Below are 14,699 nucleotides of genomic sequence, written 5' to 3' on the forward strand. Positions count from 1 at the left end.
GGGCAGCAGGTCGCCCTTGCAGGCGATGAAGGACTGGCACAAACTCAAGCCGCAGTTGTTCAGGAAGAAGCCATACTACCTTCCGGGATGTGACACTTAGGTTGTCACAATAGATCGCTGCCTCATGAGGCTGTACGCCTGCCGTTACATCATCAGAATCTTCTGTTACGAGAATTGCCGTGTTAGCCTCTCCATCAGTGACGCTTGTCGCGCCTGTAGTGGAATAATTCGTGTTGCCGTCATTCCAGGTTTCGTTACCTTGAAATGTTGCATCTGTTGCATAAACCGGCCCCGCGCCAATATCGCCAAGGAAGTATGTGCCGTCGCTACAGGCCTCACCAGGTGCTGGGTCGAGGGAGCACGGGTCGCAATGAAGGCCCCCGGAGGCCGAATGATAGGTTAGAACCTCGCCGTTCTGGCATGAGTTTTGGTTCACAAACTGAGGTCTGAAAAAACTGTCACGATCGAAGCTAAAAACCTTCAGCCATTGAGTGCCGTCACAGACAAGCATGTAACCAACGCCGCTAAGTTCAGGGCCACCGCTAAGCATATATCGACCGTCATCGGCCACAGTGCAGGAATCTCCAGGCTGATAATCTTGCGAATAAGCGAAAGAAGAGGGAAGAAAAAAGGTTAAAAATATAATAAGTAATCTTACGTAGAGAGTGATATTTGCTTTTATTTTCATTTTCCCTTCTTTCGACACTATTGTGTTTGGGAGAGTTTATGTTTTTACTAAATAGATTATCAGGACGTGCCTTAATGAATATTTTTACGATCATTTTTTGATCGCCCTTTCTGGAAGTGAAAATTTTCCCCACTATCGAAGACTGTTCCACCAAACTGCACATTATTTCGAACATGCAGGCCATCGCCTTTCAGAACGGCGGCCAAATTACCCTCGACATAGAAGCGAATTTCATGCGTCTCTGGATCGGCTTCGATCCGTGTCTGAGCCTGTGTGCCTGAGTCCGGCGATTCGTCATCCTGTGCGTGTGCGACGATAGGCGCAGTGGACACCGCAAACGTCAAGACAGTGAACAATAAAGCAAGTTTTCGCATGGCAATATCCCACCTTTTTAATCAAGTTTTAGCGTAGCAATATTTGGTTGTTTAATCGTTAAAATCTGAAATAAATTCCTCAAATATCCACAAGTTACGAAATTTTCCGCTGAAACGCTCGTGTGAAGCGCCCCGTACGGCAGCCGCGCAAAAAGGTGCCTTTTTGCGCGCTTTCCCAAAGTTTTTCGGTGGTGCGCCGTTGTCAGTTCAGCTGTCTCGGCGTCACCGAGCAGAGGCGCTCAAGAGCCGGATTATCGACCACGACAAATTTGATGACGTAGCCCGGCGGGATACAGTCCTCTTCCATCAAGAATAGCCAAACCTGCCGCCAGAACATGCGGCCTTCCCGCGTTGGCCGGAAATCCGAACGGTGTTCGGCCACGCCATTCGGCGAGGGACAGCCGACGCGCGCGCACGCCGCTTCGAGCCGCCGCGCCGCATCATAGACACGGCGCGGGACATAGGTGATCCCGTCGGGCTTGTTCATTCTGAATCTCCTTTCTCTATCGCTCAAATCCGCGATCCCGCGTTCTTTCGCGCTGGCGTTGCTCCTTGCGCCCATCGCGTTCCGGCTCTTGCCTTTCTTGCAGAGCCATGTCCTGATAACGGGTAACATCCTCACGCAGCAGGAGCAGATCGGCCTGTTGCCGTTCACGCTGCTCCCGAATCCGCTCTTGCAGCGTACGGCGCTCATCGAGCTGGCTGGCGATCAGGTTGTCGCGTTCGGCGCGGTCGCGCTTGAGCGCCGCCCATGCTTCGCGCTCATTGCGCTGTTTGATCTTGCTGTATTTGCCGGTCAGGCGCTGCCAGATACCCGAAAACCCGCGCGGTAGCCGTTCCGCCCGCGTCTTGGTCTCGGCGATCCAGCGCTTTTCATGCGCTTCCTTTATCGCTTGCCGTTCTTTCCGGTGCCGGGCGGCCAGTTCGGTGCGCTCGGCTTCCAGCGCCTTGCGGCCCTGTCCGGCTTCCAGCTCTGCCTGCCGAATAAAGCCCTTGATCCGTTCCGACATGCGGGCGGCGATGTAGGTCCTCGCTTCATCGACCGAAGGGAAGGCTTCGGGGTCGCCAAGGCGGGCGGCAACTTCTCTGGTTTTCACGCCAGTCTGCCGCGCCACCGCATAGGTTTCGCCGCGATAATCGACAGCGACGAAGCCGCGCCGATCACCGCGCGCCAGAGTGAAACCGCGTTCCTTGAGTGCCTGGGCGAACGCCGTGCCGGAATCCGAGCGGTTCCAGCATTCCTGAAACAGCGCCTTGAGTTCCTTGGGATCGAGGCCGACGCGCCGCGCCTGCTGCCATTCCTCGCGCGTGTAGCTGAGAGGATCGCGTTCGCGCCAGTCGCGCAGCCCCTTGGGCATTTCCCAGCCATGAGCGCGGAACAGATCGCGCGACACGTCACGCAGGCGCATCTTGTAGTGCGGCAGGTTGATCGCCCGCATGTGTTCAGCATCAATGCGCGACCAGACGACATGGGCGTGTCGCCGCCCGTCCTTTTCATGAAAGACGATGGCGCGGGGCTGGCCTTCTAGGCCGAGCTTGCGCTCGACCTCATCGGCGGCATTCTCGAAATCGGATGTTGTGACGGTTTCGCCGCCTGGCGGGTTGAGGCTGGCCGAGAACAGATAGTTCTCGCAGCGTGTGCCTTTTGCTATGGCATCAACCTCACGGAAGGCAGACATCAGATCGTAGCCAACGAAGCCGCGCACCTCATGCAGCTCGATATGATCGTTATCCCGCATTGAGAGCAGGTAACGGGCAAGCTGTGCGCCGTCGCCGCGTTCTTTGGCCTTGAGGATCATGGCTTCAACTCCGGCCCTGCTTTCGAGCCGGTTCCCGTTTCCTGAAGGCCGAGCGCGATCAGCAAATCGCGCCGCATCGCCTGAATATCTTTGCACGCCTGCCTTAAATCGTCTTCGGTCTCCGGCGTGACGGGCAGCGAGCCCGTGTTCACCGCCTTGGCGAGCTGGTTAAGATTATTCGACAGCCGGGACTGACCGAGAGCGGCCAGAACGCGCCCAAGGGCGGCATAATCCTTGACCGGAAAATGCCCGCGCCTCTGTCGCGGCGCAGCATCATCGCCAAACAGGCGCTCGCGGATATAGGCCCCAAGCGCCATGCCGGAGGCATCCTGCTCCAGCCGCGCCCGCTCATCAAAGCTCAGGCGCAGCGAGAAGGGCGTCGGCTTCTGCGGTGTTGGCTGCTTGGGAGCCGGTTTCTCAGGCGGGGCTTCGCCTGAAGGACACCAGTTCGCCAAACCATTGAAATCATAAGACAGTTTCGTCATGGTCGCGCTCCAGACCGTCAAGGTCTAAATGCGCGAGATGGCGTTCCCACTCTTGCAAAGTCTCGAAAAGAGAGTTCAAACTTTCTCTTTCAAGCAGCACCATTCTCTCCCTTTCGAAACCGGAACGGTTTGGCTGACCCCATGGGTGCCGTGCACGCGTCGGGCCAGGGCCTGCGCGGATCTTCGTTCGGCGCACAGAGCGCGCATGACCGAACAGCGTGTCGCATCCGGTTTTGATGAAGTTCGTAGATACCAGACAGCCTGTAAACTTGTTCAAGCTTCGCTGTCACGCTACGGTCAGGCTTCAGGGTTGGCGACATATCCCCTTGCAACATTCCCGCAAGAATTGGAAATTAACAAGCGTTCAATTCAACGACCAGGAGCCACCGATGGATTTTGCCCTCAGCGAGGAACAGACCGCCATGTTCGACATGGCCCACGCCTTTGGCCAGGAGCGGATCGCGCCCCACGCCCGCGCATGGGAAACGGCGGGCACCATCCCGAAAGAGCTGTGGCCAGAGATCGGCGCGCTTGGATTCGGCGGGCTTTACGTGAGCGAGGAGGCGGGCGGTTCGGGCCTCACGCGGCTTGACGCGACGCTTGTCTTCGAGGCGCTTTCCATGGCTTGCCCGGCGGTGGCGGCGTTCCTGTCGATCCACAACATGTGCGCCAAGATGATCGACAAATTCGCCAGCCCCGAGATGAAGGCGCGTATGCTGCCCAAGGCGATGACCATGGAAACCGTGCTCGCCTATTGCCTGACCGAGCCGGGATCGGGTTCGGACGCCGCCGCGCTGCGCACCCGCGCCGAGCGCACCAACGAGGGATACACCCTCAACGGCACCAAGGCTTTCATCTCGGGGGGCGGCTATTCGGACGCCTATGTGGTCATGGTGCGCACCGGTGGCGACGGGCCCAAGGGCATCTCGACCGTCTATGTCGAGGATGGCACGCCGGGGCTGAGTTTTGGTGGTCTGGAGGACAAGATGGGCTGGAGGGCGCAGCCGACCCGTCAGGTGCAGTTTGACAATTGCAACATTTCAGCGGCGAATTTGGTTGGTGAAGAGGGAAAAGGTTTCACATATGCGATGAACGGGCTGGATGGCGGGCGGCTCAACATCGCGGCCTGCTCGCTTGGCGCGGCGCAGCAGGCCATCGACATGACGCTGGCCTACATGGCCGAGCGCCGCGCGTTCGGCAAATCCATCGACCAGTTTCAGGCGCTGCAATTCCGGCTGGCGGATATGGAGATCGAGCTTCAGGCGGCGCGCACCTTTCTGCGGCAGGCGGCGTGGAAGCTCGACACCGACGCGCCCGACGCCACCAAGTTCTGCGCCATGGCCAAGAAATTCGTGACCGAGGCCGGATCACGCATCGTCAACCAGTGCCTGCAACTGCATGGCGGTTACGGGTATCTGGCCGATTACGGGATCGAGAAGCTGGTGCGCGATCTGCGCGTGCATGAAATCCTCGAGGGCACCAACGAGATCATGCGCCTCATCGTGGCGCGGCAGATGCTGAGCGCGTGATGAGCGGCGATATCCATATCCGCAAGGAGGGGCGCGCGGGGCGGATCACGCTGACGCGGCCCAAGGCCTTGAATGCGCTGAGTTATGACATGGCCATGGCCATCGAGGCGGCGCTTGACGACTGGCGCGACGACGAGGGTGTGGCGCTTGTGCTGATCGACGCCGAGGGTGATCGCGCGTTCTGCGCGGGCGGCGATATCCAGCAGCTCTACGATACGGGCCGCGCGGGTGATTTCGCCTATGGGCGGCGGTTCTGGGCGGATGAATACCGGCTCAATGCGAAAATCGCGCGCTATCCGAAACCCTATGTGGCGCTGATGCAGGGGTTCGTCATGGGCGGCGGCGTGGGCGTCTCCTGCCACGGCTCGCACCGGGTGGTCTGCGAGAGCACGCAGATCGCCATGCCCGAATGCGGCATCGGCCTCGTGCCGGATGTGGGCGGCTCGCTGCTTCTCGCGCGGGCGCCGGGGCGGCTGGGCGAATATCTGGGCATGACGGGCACGCGGATGGGAGCTGCGGACGCAATACTTGCAGGTTTTGCAGATGTTTACATACCTAACTTGAAGTGGCCTGACCTGACCGGACGCCTTCTAGAAACCGGCACGACCGAGGCCATATCCGAGCTGGGCGAGGCCGCGCCGCAAGGCGGGCTGAGCGCGCTCCGTCCCCAGGTCGACGCGCATTTCGGCGGTGAGACGTTGCACGACATCGTCAATTCCCTGCGCGCCGCAGACAGTGATTTCGCCCGCGACACGCTCAAGACACTGGCGCGCAACTCCCCCCTCTCGATGGCCTGCGCGGTCGAGATGATCCACCGGCTGCGCGGTCCCTCGGCGGATATCGTGCGCGCCCTTGGCCTTGAATACCGTTTCACCTATCGTGCCATGGAGCAGGGCGATTTTCTGGAAGGGATCCGCGCCGCGATCATCGACAAGGACCGCAAACCGCAATGGAAACATGGGCTTGATGGCCTGCCGGGCTATGCGGTGTCGCAGATGCTGCGGCCTTTGGGCAAGGACGCCCTGACACTGGAGGAGGAAACGCCATGAAGATCGGATTTATCGGGCTGGGCAATATGGGCGCGCCGATGGCGGCCAATCTCGCCAAGGCCGGGCACGAGGTGGCAGGCTTTGACCTGGCCGCCCCCATGCCCGCGGGGGTGAGTGCCGCCACGAATGCCGCCGAGGCCGCAAAGGGCGCGGCGGTGGTCATCACCATGCTGCCCAATGGCGATATCCTGCGCCGTGTGGCGGCCGAGGTGATCCCGGCGATGGACAAGGGTGCGGTGCTGCTTGATTGCTCGACCGTCGATGTGCAATCGGCCCGCGATGTGGCGGCAGAGGCGGTGGCGGCGGGGCTTCACGCGCTCGATGCGCCGGTCTCGGGCGGCGTCGGCGGGGCGGCGGCGGGCACGCTCACCTTCATGGTGGGCGGCGGCGAGGATGGCTTTAACATCGCCGGAGAACTCTTTGATATCATGGGGCAAAAGGCGGTTCACTGCGGCCCGTCCGGCAACGGGCAGGCGGCCAAGATCTGCAACAACATGATCCTTGGCGTGACCATGATCGCCACCTGCGAGGCCTTTGCGCTCGCCGACAAGCTGGGGCTGGACCGGCAGGCGATGTTCGACGTGGTGAGCACCTCCTCGGGCTATAGCTGGTCGATGAACGCCTATTGCCCCGCGCCGGGCGTCGGCCCCAAATCGCCCGCCGATAACGGTTACACCCCCGGCTTCGCCGCCGAACTGATGCTCAAGGACCTGCGCCTGTCGCAGATGGCCGCCGAGGCCGCCGATGCCGACACGCCGATGGGCCGCGCGGCGCGCGACCTTTACGCGCAATTCGTCGAAGAGGAGGGCGGCAAGGGCCGCGATTTCTCGGCCATGCTGCCGCGATTCGAGACGCGCGGTCGCGGCTGATGGGCTGGCGCGCCCGCGCCACGGCATTGCCGCCGGTCGAGGGCGCGGCAGCGGCGGCGCTTGACCGGCTCACCCCGATGGAGGTGCCCGAGGGTGCCGTGCTCTTTCGCCCCGGCGAGACGGTCAAGGGTTTCGTCATCGTGCTCCGGGGCCGGGTCGATGTCTATCTCACGGGGCTCTCGGGCCGCGAGATCCTGCTCTACGAGGTGGTGCCGGGGCAAAGCTGCGTGCAATCCACCCTCGGCCTGATGGGCGGCGAGGACTATTCCGGCGAGGCGGTGGCGCGCGAAGCCTCGGAAATCGTTCTGGTGCCGCGCGATCTGTTCCTGCGCCTGATGGACGAGGCCCCGGCCTTTCGCGGCTTCGTCTTCGCTGCCTTCGCTGCGCGGCTGCAATCCATGATGCACTTGCTTGACCGGGTGGCGTTCCAGCGGGTCGAGACGCGGCTTGCCGCCTGTCTTCTGGCGCGCGCAAAGGGCGGCGTGGTTGCCGCTACCCATGCCGAACTGGCGGTGATGATCGGCACCGCCCGCGAGGTGGTCTCGCGCAGGCTCGATGCGCTGGCGCGGCGCGGGATCGTGGCGCTGGCACGCGGGCAGGTGCGGATCGTGGATGCCGAGGCGCTTGGCGAGATCGCGGTGCTTGCGGACTAGGGCGCGCCCCTTCCCCTTGCCCTTGCCCGCGATATGTTGCACCACGGCACAGACAAAACCACGCGATCTGAAGGACCAGGGCGACATGGCGGACGGCACCATCGACATCAATGCGAAACCGACCGAGGAAATCCCGGTCCGCGAGACCTTCGGTATCGACACCGACATGATCGTGAAGGGCTTTGCCACCCGCACCGACCGCGTGCCTGAATTCGATTCGACCTATAAATTCGATCCCGACACCACGCTGGCCATCCTTGCGGGCTTCTCCCACAACCGCCGCGTGATGATCCAGGGCTATCACGGCACCGGCAAATCCACCCATATCGAGCAGGTGGCGGCGCGCCTCAACTGGCCCTGCGTGCGCGTCAACCTCGACAGCCATATCAGCCGGATCGACCTCATCGGCAAGGACGCGATCAAGCTGCGCGACGGGGTGCAGGTGACCGAGTTTCACGAGGGCATCCTGCCCTGGGCGCTGCGCAATCCCACCGCTATTGTCTTTGACGAATACGACGCGGGCCGCGCCGATGTGATGTTCGTCATCCAGCGCGTGCTTGAGGCCGACGGCAAGCTGACGCTGCTCGATCAGAACGAGGTGATCACGCCGAACCCGTTCTTTCGCCTCTTTGCGACCGCCAATACGGTTGGTCTGGGCGACACCACCGGCCTCTATCACGGCACCCAACAGATCAACCAGGGCCAGATGGACCGCTGGAGCCTCGTGGCCACGCTCAACTATCTCAGCCATGACGCCGAAACCGCCATCGTTCTGGCCAAGAACCCGCTCTACAACACCGCCGAAGGGCGCAAGACCATCAGCCGCATGGTGACGGTCGCCGATCTCTCGCGCACCGCCTTCATGAATGGCGAGCTTTCGACCGTGATGAGCCCGCGCACCGTGATCGCATGGGCGCAGAACGCCACGATCTTCCGCAATGTCGGCTACGCCTTCCGGCTGACCTTCCTCAACAAATGCGACGAGCTGGAGCGTCAGACCGTGGCCGAGTTCTACCAGCGCTGCTTTGACGAGGAACTGCCCGAAAGCGCGGCCAATGTGACGGTGCGCTGAGGGCGCTCAGCCTTCGCAATCGGCGTGGTATTCCTCGATCAGGTGGCGCACCACCGCTTGCAGCGCCTCCGCCTCGGTCTGGCCGGTGTCGCGGGCGGCGGCAAAGACCGCGCGCTGTCTCTCCGCGCTGGTGCCGCGGTCAAGGATGTCGCGCGCGGCCTCGACCTCGAAGGTTGAGCCGAAAAATTCCGCATCCTCGGCGATCAGCTCCAGGATTTCCTCGACCAGAACGGCCATCTCCACGATCTCGCCGCGACCGAAATCGATCAGCCCATGGGTCGTCCCGTAGCGCTGCGCGCGCCAGCGGTTTTCCGAAACGAGGAATGCGTCGTAGATGCGCCAGCGCTGGTTTTTCAGCGCCAGCCGCCACAGCATCCGCGCCAGTGCCTGCGTGAGCGCCGCCAGCGTCAGCGCATCCTCCAGCCGGGGCTGCACGTCGCAGATGCGCGACTCGATGGTGGGAAAGCGCGAGGAGGGGCGCAGGTCCCACCAGATCTTGCTGGCATCCTCGATCACGCCCAGATCCACGAGCGCCTGAACCGAGCGCTCGAAACTTCCAAAGCTTTCCATCCGGGGGGGCGGGCCGGTGCGCGGCAGGTTGTCGAAGACGGTGAGCCGGTAGCTTGCGAGCCCGGTATCCTGCCCCTGCCAATAGGGCGAGGAGCACGACAGCGCCAGAAGATGCGGCAGGAAATAATTGAACTGGTTCATCAGGTCGATGCGCCGGTCGGGCGGCTCGATCCCCACATGCACATGCATCCCGCAAATCAGCATCCGCCGCACCACGCCCGCCAGATCGTGCGACAGGTCGTTATAGCGCTGCTTGTCGGTATGCGATTGCGCGCGCCAGTCCGAGAACGGATGGCACGACGCCGCGATGGGGGCGAGGTTGTGTGCCTTGGCGTGCCGGGCCACGGCGCGGCGCAGCCGGCGCAGGTCCTCGCGCGCCTCGGCCACGGTCGCACAGGGCTTGGTGCCGATCTCGATCTGGCAATTCAGGAATTCGGGGCTGACCTGCCCCTCCAACTCCTGCGCGCAGGCCCGCATCAGCGCCTCTGGCGCGGGGGCGAGCGCAAGACTGTCAAGATCGACAAGAAGGTATTCCTCCTCGATCCCGATGGTGAACTCCGGTGCCGTGATCGCCATGGGCAGCCTCCCTCGTCAGTGGTCCCAGAAAACACCGCACTAGGGAGGCTGCCAAGAAAAAACCGGCGCGTACCGGTTTCTTCTGGCCGGAAATATCCCGGGGGGTCACGGGGGGCTGGCCCCCCGTTCCTGTCCCGTCCGGCTCAGTCCATCGCCTTGAAGTTGAACTCGCCGCCTTCCTTGATCCCCGACGGCCAGCGCGCCGTCACGGTCTTGGTGCGGGTGTAGAACTTGAACGCGTCCGGCCCGTGCTGGTTGAGATCGCCGAAGCCCGATTTTTTCCAGCCGCCGAAGGTGTGATAGGCCAGAGGCACCGGAATGGGCACGTTGATGCCGACCATGCCGATATTGATCCGGTTGGCGAAATCGCGCGCGGCATCCCCGTCGCGGGTAAAGATCGCGGTGCCGTTGCCGTATTCGTGGTCCATCGCCAGTTTCACGGCCTCCTCGTAGCTGCCCGCGCGCACGGTCGAGAGCACGGGGCCAAAGATTTCCTGCCGGTAGATGTCCATCTCGGGCGTCACGCGGTCAAAGAGGTGCGGCCCGACAAAGAACCCGTCCTCATAGCCCTGCAATTTGAAATCGCGGCCATCCACCACCAATTCCGCGCCCTGCGCGATGCCGCTCTCGACCAGCCCGAGAATGCGCGTCTTGGCCTCTGCCGTCACCACGGGGCCGTAATCCACGTCATTGCCCGCCGTGTAGGGCCCGACCTTCAGCTTTTCGATGCGCGGCACCAGCTTCGCGATCAGCCGGTCAGCGGTTTCGTCGCCCACCGGCACGGCCACGGAGATCGCCATGCAGCGTTCGCCCGCAGCGCCGTATCCGGCCCCGATCAGCGCATCGGCGGCCTGATCCATATCGGCATCGGGCATCACGATCATGTGGTTCTTGGCCCCGCCGAAGCACTGCACGCGCTTGCCGTTGGAGCAGCCGCGCCCGTAGATATATTCGGCAATCGGCGTGGAGCCGACAAAGCCGATCGATTGGATCACCTCATCGTCGAGGATCGCATCGACGGCCACCTTGTCGCCGTTGACGACCTGAAGCACGCCCTTGGGCAGGCCCGCCTCTTCCATCAATTCGGCCAGCATCAGGGGCACCGAGGGGTCACGCTCGGAGGGTTTCAGGATGAAGGCGTTGCCGCAGGCGAGCGCGGGCGCGAACATCCACATCGGGATCATGGCCGGGAAGTTGAACGGGGTGATCCCGGCTGTCACGCCAAGCGGCTGGCGCATGGAATAGATGTCGATGCCGGGGCCCGCGCCATCGGTGAACTCGCCCTTGAGCAGTTGCGGCGCGCCGATGCAGTATTCCACCACCTCAAGCCCGCGCTGCACATCGCCCTTGGCGTCCGGGAATGTCTTGCCATGCTCGCGCGAAAGCGCCTCGGCCAGCTTGTCCATGTCGCGGTTGAGCAGGCGCACGAATTCCATCATCACCCGCGCCCGGCGCTGCGGGTTGGTGGCGGCCCATGCCGGTTGCGCGGCCTCGGCTGCGGCAACGGCCTGCGCCATTTCCGCAGGTGACGCCAGCGGGCAGCGCGCCTGCACCTCGCCGGTGGCGGGGTTGAATACGTCCGAATAGCGCCCCGACGTGCCTTTGACATGGGCACCGTTGATATAATGGGTCAGCTCTTGCATCTGGGATCCTCCTCTGAAGTCGCGCGAAGCCTAGCCTTGCAAAACTCGATGAAAAAGAGGCAAGATTCCATTATGGATTTGCAATTCTGCAAAAGGGGGCGGGGATGATGCCGCATTGGGACGATATCCGCATATTCCTTGCTGTCGCGCGCGAGGAAAGCCTGTCGGGCGCGGGCCGTGTGCTGCGGATCGACCCGGCCACGGTGGGCCGCCGCGTCGCCCGGCTCGAGGAAGACCTTGGCGCACCGCTTTTCGCCAAATCCCCCACCGGCTATGCGCTGAGCGAGGCGGGCGCGCGGCTCATGGCCCACGCGATCCGCGCCGAACAGGCGATGGAGGAGGCGGCGACCGAGCTGGGCGGGCAGGCGGGGGGGCTCTCGGGGCAAATCCGGATCGGTGCGCCGGATGGCTGCGCCAATTACCTGCTGCCCCAGGTCTGCGCGGCCATCGGCAAGGAGAACCCGGATCTTGAAATCCAGATCGTCGCATTGCCGCGCGTCTTCAACCTGACGCGGCGCGAGGCGGATATGGTCATCGCCGTCAGCCCGCCGACGGCGGGCCGCCTCACGGTGCAGAAGATCACCGATTACCGGCTTCATCTGGCGGCCTCGCGCGCCTATCTGCGCGCGCATCCGCCGATCACCCGGCTCGAGGACCTGCATGGCCACCGCATCGTCGGCTATATCCAGGACATGATCTTCGACCGCGAATTGGATTATCTGAGCGAGGCGGGGATTGGCCGGGTGGATCTGGCGTCCAATTCGGTCGCTGTTCAGCTCAACCTCGTGCGGCAGGGGGCGGGGATCGGGGTTCTGCACGATTTTTCGTTGCCCTGGCTGCGCGCGACCAGGGTTCTGCCCGATCAGCTTTCGCTCACGCGCAGCTTTTACCTCGTGCGCCATGCCGATGACCGGCGGCTGGAGCGGCAGAACCGTTTTGCGACCGCCCTTGTCGAGGGGCTGCGCGCGGAAGTTGCGCGACTGGAGGCCGAGACTTGACAGGAATTTTATTGTCGATCACGCTAGTGTTATCGACATTTTGTTTCGGAAGGGTCCCGACATGCTCGTTCACCAGATTCTGAAATCCAAAGGCGATAGCGGCGTGATCACCGTTACCCCCGACACCCTTGTCTCGGAGGCTGCCAGCATTCTTGCCGAGCGCCGGATCGGCGGGGTGGTCGTGTCCGCCGATGGCGAGCGGCCTGACGGCATCCTGTCGGAGCGCGATATCGTGCGGGCGCTGGCGGTGCGTGGTGCGGGCTGTCTCAAGGAAACGGTGAGCGAGATGATGACGCGCAACCCGGTCTGCTGCTCGCGGCAGGACACATCCGACGCGGTGCTGACCCGCATGACCGATGGCCGTTTCCGGCATATGCCGGTGGTCGAGGAGGGCCGCCTTGTGGGCATCGTGACCATCGGCGACGTGGTCAAGGCGCGGCTGGAAGAGCTGTCGATGGAGAAAAACGCGCTCGAAGGCATGATCATGGGCTACTGAGGGGCTTGCATCGGCGCGCGCAATCTTGTTGCGTGCCACACGACTGCAAGAACGGAGCCGCCTCATGCGCATCGCCCTCTATCCCGGCACTTTCGACCCGATAACCCTGGGTCACATCGACATAATTCGGCGCGCGGCGATGCTGGTGGACCGGCTGGTGATCGGCGTGGCCATCAATCGCGACAAGGGGCCGCTCTTCTCGCTCGAAGAGCGGGTGGCGATGATCGAGGCGGAATGTGTGGGGCTGTCGAAGCTCACCGGCACCGAGATCGTGGCCCATCCGTTCGAGAACCTGTTGATTCACTGCGCCCATGATGTCGGTGCGCAGATCATCATTCGCGGCCTGCGCGCGGTGGCGGATTTCGAGTATGAATTCCAGATGGTCGGCATGAACCGCGCGCTCGACAACACCGTCGAGACGGTATTTCTCATGGCGGACGCAGGCCATCAGGCGATCGCGTCGAAGCTGGTCAAGGAAATCGCGCGGTTGGACGGGGATGTGTCGAAATTCGTGACCCCCCTGGTCAAGGCGGCGCTGGCCGGGAAATTCGGCTGAGGGTCAGTCCGCGCCCGCCATGGCTGCGGCCACGTCCAGCATCCGGTTGGAAAACCCCCATTCGTTGTCATACCAGGCCAGAACCCGGACCAGATGGCCGTCCATCACGCGGGTCTGGTCGGTGGCGAAAACCGCGCTCATCGGGTTGTGGTTGAAATCCGATGACACCAGTTCGCGGCCCGTCACGTCAAGAATGCCCCTGAGCGGACCGGTGGCGGCCTCTGCGATGGCGGCGTTGATTTCCTCGGCGCTTGTGTCCCGTGCGGCCTCGAAGGTCAGATCGACGGCGCTCACGTTCGGGGTGGGCACGCGGATGGCTGTGCCGTCGAGACGGCCCGCGAGGTCCGGCAAGACAAGACCCACGGCGCGCGCGGCCCCGGTTGTGGTGGGGATGATGTTGAGGCCCGCGGCCCGCGCGCGATAGAGGTCACGATGCATGGTGTCGAGCGTCGGCTGATCGCCGGTATAGCTGTGGATCGTGGTCATGAAGCCGCGCGTGATGCCGACCACCTCATGCAGCACCTTGGCCACGGGGGCGAGGCAGTTGGTGGTGCAGGACGCGTTCGAGACGATGATGTCGTCGGATGTCAGGTCGGCGTGGTTCACGCCGTAAACCACGGTGCGGTCGGCGTTCCTGGCCGGGGCCGAGACAAGCACCCGGCGCGCGCCGTTCCGGAGATGACGCGCGGCGGCGTCGCGCTCGGTGAAGATACCGGTGCATTCCAGCACGATATCCACATCGCTCCAGGGCAGCGCCTCGGGCTCGCGCAGCGCCGTCACCCGGATCGGACCGGCCCCTGCGTCGATGGTGTCGCCGTCCACCTTGACGAGGCCGGGAAAACGGCCGTGGACGCTGTCGAATTCCAGAAGATGCGCGTTGGTCTCGACCGGGCCGAGATCGTTGATGGCGATGATCCGCAGATCGGTGCGCCCCGATTCCACCAGCGCGCGCAGCACGTTCCGCCCGATCCGTCCGAAACCGTTGATGGCGAGGGTCGTTGTCATGGCGTGGCCTCCTCTGGATGTTAGCGCTAACTATTCGACGCGAACATACGCGAAAACGCAACTCTGTCAATCTGCTGGAAAACGAAAGTGATCAGCGCCAGAAGGCCAGCCAGTCGATCAGATCGAGGAGCTTGCGCGCGACAAAAAGCGCGCCGGCCATGTCGTTTCGCGCCATGTCATAACCGAGCGCGAGAACGAGCATGGCACCGAGCGCAAGCGCGATCCTGTTGGTCATGGGCGGCCTTTCGACAAATCCGCGATCAGTCTTGCCCCAGCAGGCATGGCGGCGCAAGCGTCCGGGGGAGCGGCGTGCAGGGAAAAGGCCGTCGCGGATGGG

18 protein-coding genes are annotated in these 14,699 nt (G+C 62.9%); 8 read left to right on the forward strand and 10 right to left on the reverse strand.

The genetic code is table 11. The features are described 5' to 3' along the window. From ABIE57_RS12845 to ABIE57_RS12870, 6 genes are all read right to left on the reverse strand, one after another. On the reverse strand, positions 1-688 hold a 688-nt coding region (locus ABIE57_RS12845), incomplete at its 3' end, for a hypothetical protein (protein ID WP_354539561.1). 71 nt (positions 689-759) lie between these two features. Further along, on the reverse strand, positions 760-1,032 hold the full coding sequence (locus ABIE57_RS12850; protein WP_354539430.1) for a hypothetical protein: 273 nt from the start codon (positions 1,030-1,032) through the stop codon (positions 760-762). A gap of 232 nt (positions 1,033-1,264) precedes the next feature. Continuing rightward, the gene (locus ABIE57_RS12855; protein WP_354539431.1) at positions 1,265-1,549 is read right to left on the reverse strand and encodes a hypothetical protein; all 285 of its coding nucleotides are present in this window, start codon (positions 1,547-1,549) and stop codon (positions 1,265-1,267) included. 16 nt (positions 1,550-1,565) lie between these two features. Then, the gene (locus tag ABIE57_RS12860) at positions 1,566-2,861 is read right to left on the reverse strand and encodes a relaxase/mobilization nuclease domain-containing protein (protein WP_354539432.1); all 1,296 of its coding nucleotides are present in this window, start codon (positions 2,859-2,861) and stop codon (positions 1,566-1,568) included. Continuing rightward, positions 2,858-3,346, reverse strand: coding sequence for a MobC domain-containing protein (locus ABIE57_RS12865; RefSeq protein WP_354539433.1), 489 nt, complete (start codon positions 3,344-3,346; stop codon positions 2,858-2,860). The genes ABIE57_RS12860 and ABIE57_RS12865 overlap by 4 nt, the downstream gene beginning before the upstream one ends. Further along, positions 3,327-3,449 (reverse strand): hypothetical protein, encoded by a 123-nt coding sequence (locus tag ABIE57_RS12870; RefSeq protein WP_354539434.1) that lies wholly within the window; start codon positions 3,447-3,449, stop codon positions 3,327-3,329. Before ABIE57_RS12870 ends, ABIE57_RS12865 begins: the two co-directional genes overlap by 20 nt. Positions 3,450-3,735: 286 nt before the next feature. Between ABIE57_RS12870 and ABIE57_RS12875 the strand changes: the two genes are divergently transcribed. The 5 genes from ABIE57_RS12875 (at position 3,736) to cobS (ending at position 8,518) form a co-directional block, all read left to right on the forward strand. Continuing rightward, complete coding sequence (locus ABIE57_RS12875) at positions 3,736-4,875, forward strand: acyl-CoA dehydrogenase family protein (protein ID WP_354539435.1); 1,140 nt, start codon at positions 3,736-3,738, stop codon at positions 4,873-4,875. Further along, entirely contained in the window at positions 4,875-5,924 is a 1,050-nt protein-coding gene (locus ABIE57_RS12880; RefSeq protein ID WP_354539436.1) for an enoyl-CoA hydratase/isomerase family protein, read from the forward strand. The genes ABIE57_RS12875 and ABIE57_RS12880 overlap by 1 nt, the downstream gene beginning before the upstream one ends. Next, on the forward strand, positions 5,921-6,793 hold the full coding sequence (gene mmsB / locus ABIE57_RS12885; protein WP_354539437.1) for a 3-hydroxyisobutyrate dehydrogenase: 873 nt from the start codon (positions 5,921-5,923) through the stop codon (positions 6,791-6,793). Before ABIE57_RS12880 ends, mmsB begins: the two co-directional genes overlap by 4 nt. Continuing rightward, complete coding sequence (locus tag ABIE57_RS12890) at positions 6,793-7,446, forward strand: Crp/Fnr family transcriptional regulator (protein ID WP_354539438.1); 654 nt, start codon at positions 6,793-6,795, stop codon at positions 7,444-7,446. Before mmsB ends, ABIE57_RS12890 begins: the two co-directional genes overlap by 1 nt. A gap of 85 nt (positions 7,447-7,531) precedes the next feature. Further along, entirely contained in the window at positions 7,532-8,518 is a 987-nt protein-coding gene (gene cobS / locus ABIE57_RS12895) for a cobaltochelatase subunit CobS (RefSeq protein ID WP_354539439.1), read from the forward strand. 6 nt (positions 8,519-8,524) lie between these two features. Here the strand turns inward: cobS and ABIE57_RS12900 are convergent, their stop codons facing one another. Both ABIE57_RS12900 and ABIE57_RS12905 read right to left on the reverse strand, forming a co-directional pair. Next, entirely contained in the window at positions 8,525-9,664 is a 1,140-nt protein-coding gene (locus ABIE57_RS12900) for a carboxylate-amine ligase (protein ID WP_354539440.1), read from the reverse strand. 143 nt (positions 9,665-9,807) lie between these two features. Continuing rightward, a complete protein-coding gene (locus tag ABIE57_RS12905; RefSeq protein WP_354539441.1) occupies positions 9,808-11,307 on the reverse strand; it encodes a CoA-acylating methylmalonate-semialdehyde dehydrogenase in 1,500 nt (499 codons plus the stop codon). Between the two features lie 104 nt (positions 11,308-11,411). Between ABIE57_RS12905 and ABIE57_RS12910 the strand changes: the two genes are divergently transcribed. The 3 genes from ABIE57_RS12910 to coaD all read left to right on the forward strand — a co-directional run bounded on the left by ABIE57_RS12910 (position 11,412) and on the right by coaD (position 13,357). Then, positions 11,412-12,305, forward strand: coding sequence for a LysR family transcriptional regulator (locus ABIE57_RS12910; RefSeq protein ID WP_354539442.1), 894 nt, complete (start codon positions 11,412-11,414; stop codon positions 12,303-12,305). A gap of 61 nt (positions 12,306-12,366) precedes the next feature. Next, complete coding sequence (locus tag ABIE57_RS12915; RefSeq protein ID WP_354539443.1) at positions 12,367-12,801, forward strand: CBS domain-containing protein; 435 nt, start codon at positions 12,367-12,369, stop codon at positions 12,799-12,801. 64 nt (positions 12,802-12,865) lie between these two features. Continuing rightward, positions 12,866-13,357, forward strand: a complete 492-nt coding sequence (gene coaD / locus ABIE57_RS12920) for a pantetheine-phosphate adenylyltransferase (protein ID WP_354539444.1) — start codon at positions 12,866-12,868, stop codon at positions 13,355-13,357. Between the two features lie 3 nt (positions 13,358-13,360). On the opposite strand, the gene gap is transcribed toward coaD, so the two are convergent. Both gap and ABIE57_RS12930 read right to left on the reverse strand, forming a co-directional pair. Beyond that, positions 13,361-14,362, reverse strand: a complete 1,002-nt coding sequence (gap, locus tag ABIE57_RS12925; RefSeq protein ID WP_354539445.1) for a type I glyceraldehyde-3-phosphate dehydrogenase — start codon at positions 14,360-14,362, stop codon at positions 13,361-13,363. A gap of 91 nt (positions 14,363-14,453) precedes the next feature. Beyond that, a complete protein-coding gene (locus tag ABIE57_RS12930; RefSeq protein WP_354539446.1) occupies positions 14,454-14,597 on the reverse strand; it encodes a hypothetical protein in 144 nt (47 codons plus the stop codon). Positions 14,598-14,699 lie beyond the last annotated feature (102 nt).

The organism is Roseovarius sp. MBR-6, from assembly GCF_040547525.1.
Lineage (GTDB): Bacteria > Pseudomonadota > Alphaproteobacteria > Rhodobacterales > Rhodobacteraceae > Roseovarius.

Excerpts from the sequence above, each read along its gene's own strand:
- ABIE57_RS12915 (WP_354539443.1), top strand. The coding sequence starts at position 12,367 with ATGCTCGTTCACCAGATTCTGAAATCCAAAGGCGATAGCGGCGTGATC.
- gap (WP_354539445.1), bottom strand. The coding sequence starts at position 14,362 with ATGACAACGACCCTCGCCATCAACGGTTTCGGACGGATCGGGCGGAAC.
- ABIE57_RS12870 (WP_354539434.1), bottom strand. The coding sequence starts at position 3,449 with ATGGTGCTGCTTGAAAGAGAAAGTTTGAACTCTCTTTTCGAGACTTTG.
- ABIE57_RS12900 (WP_354539440.1), bottom strand. The coding sequence starts at position 9,664 with ATGGCGATCACGGCACCGGAGTTCACCATCGGGATCGAGGAGGAATAC.
- ABIE57_RS12865 (WP_354539433.1), bottom strand. The coding sequence starts at position 3,346 with ATGACGAAACTGTCTTATGATTTCAATGGTTTGGCGAACTGGTGTCCT.
- ABIE57_RS12905 (WP_354539441.1), bottom strand. The coding sequence starts at position 11,307 with ATGCAAGAGCTGACCCATTATATCAACGGTGCCCATGTCAAAGGCACG.
- mmsB (WP_354539437.1), top strand. The coding sequence starts at position 5,921 with ATGAAGATCGGATTTATCGGGCTGGGCAATATGGGCGCGCCGATGGCG.
- ABIE57_RS12910 (WP_354539442.1), top strand. The coding sequence starts at position 11,412 with ATGATGCCGCATTGGGACGATATCCGCATATTCCTTGCTGTCGCGCGC.
- ABIE57_RS12855 (WP_354539431.1), bottom strand. The coding sequence starts at position 1,549 with ATGAACAAGCCCGACGGGATCACCTATGTCCCGCGCCGTGTCTATGAT.
- ABIE57_RS12860 (WP_354539432.1), bottom strand. The coding sequence starts at position 2,861 with ATGATCCTCAAGGCCAAAGAACGCGGCGACGGCGCACAGCTTGCCCGT.
- ABIE57_RS12930 (WP_354539446.1), bottom strand. The coding sequence starts at position 14,597 with ATGACCAACAGGATCGCGCTTGCGCTCGGTGCCATGCTCGTTCTCGCG.
- ABIE57_RS12875 (WP_354539435.1), top strand. The coding sequence starts at position 3,736 with ATGGATTTTGCCCTCAGCGAGGAACAGACCGCCATGTTCGACATGGCC.
- ABIE57_RS12880 (WP_354539436.1), top strand. The coding sequence starts at position 4,875 with ATGAGCGGCGATATCCATATCCGCAAGGAGGGGCGCGCGGGGCGGATC.
- coaD (WP_354539444.1), top strand. The coding sequence starts at position 12,866 with ATGCGCATCGCCCTCTATCCCGGCACTTTCGACCCGATAACCCTGGGT.
- cobS (WP_354539439.1), top strand. The coding sequence starts at position 7,532 with ATGGCGGACGGCACCATCGACATCAATGCGAAACCGACCGAGGAAATC.
- ABIE57_RS12890 (WP_354539438.1), top strand. The coding sequence starts at position 6,793 with ATGGGCTGGCGCGCCCGCGCCACGGCATTGCCGCCGGTCGAGGGCGCG.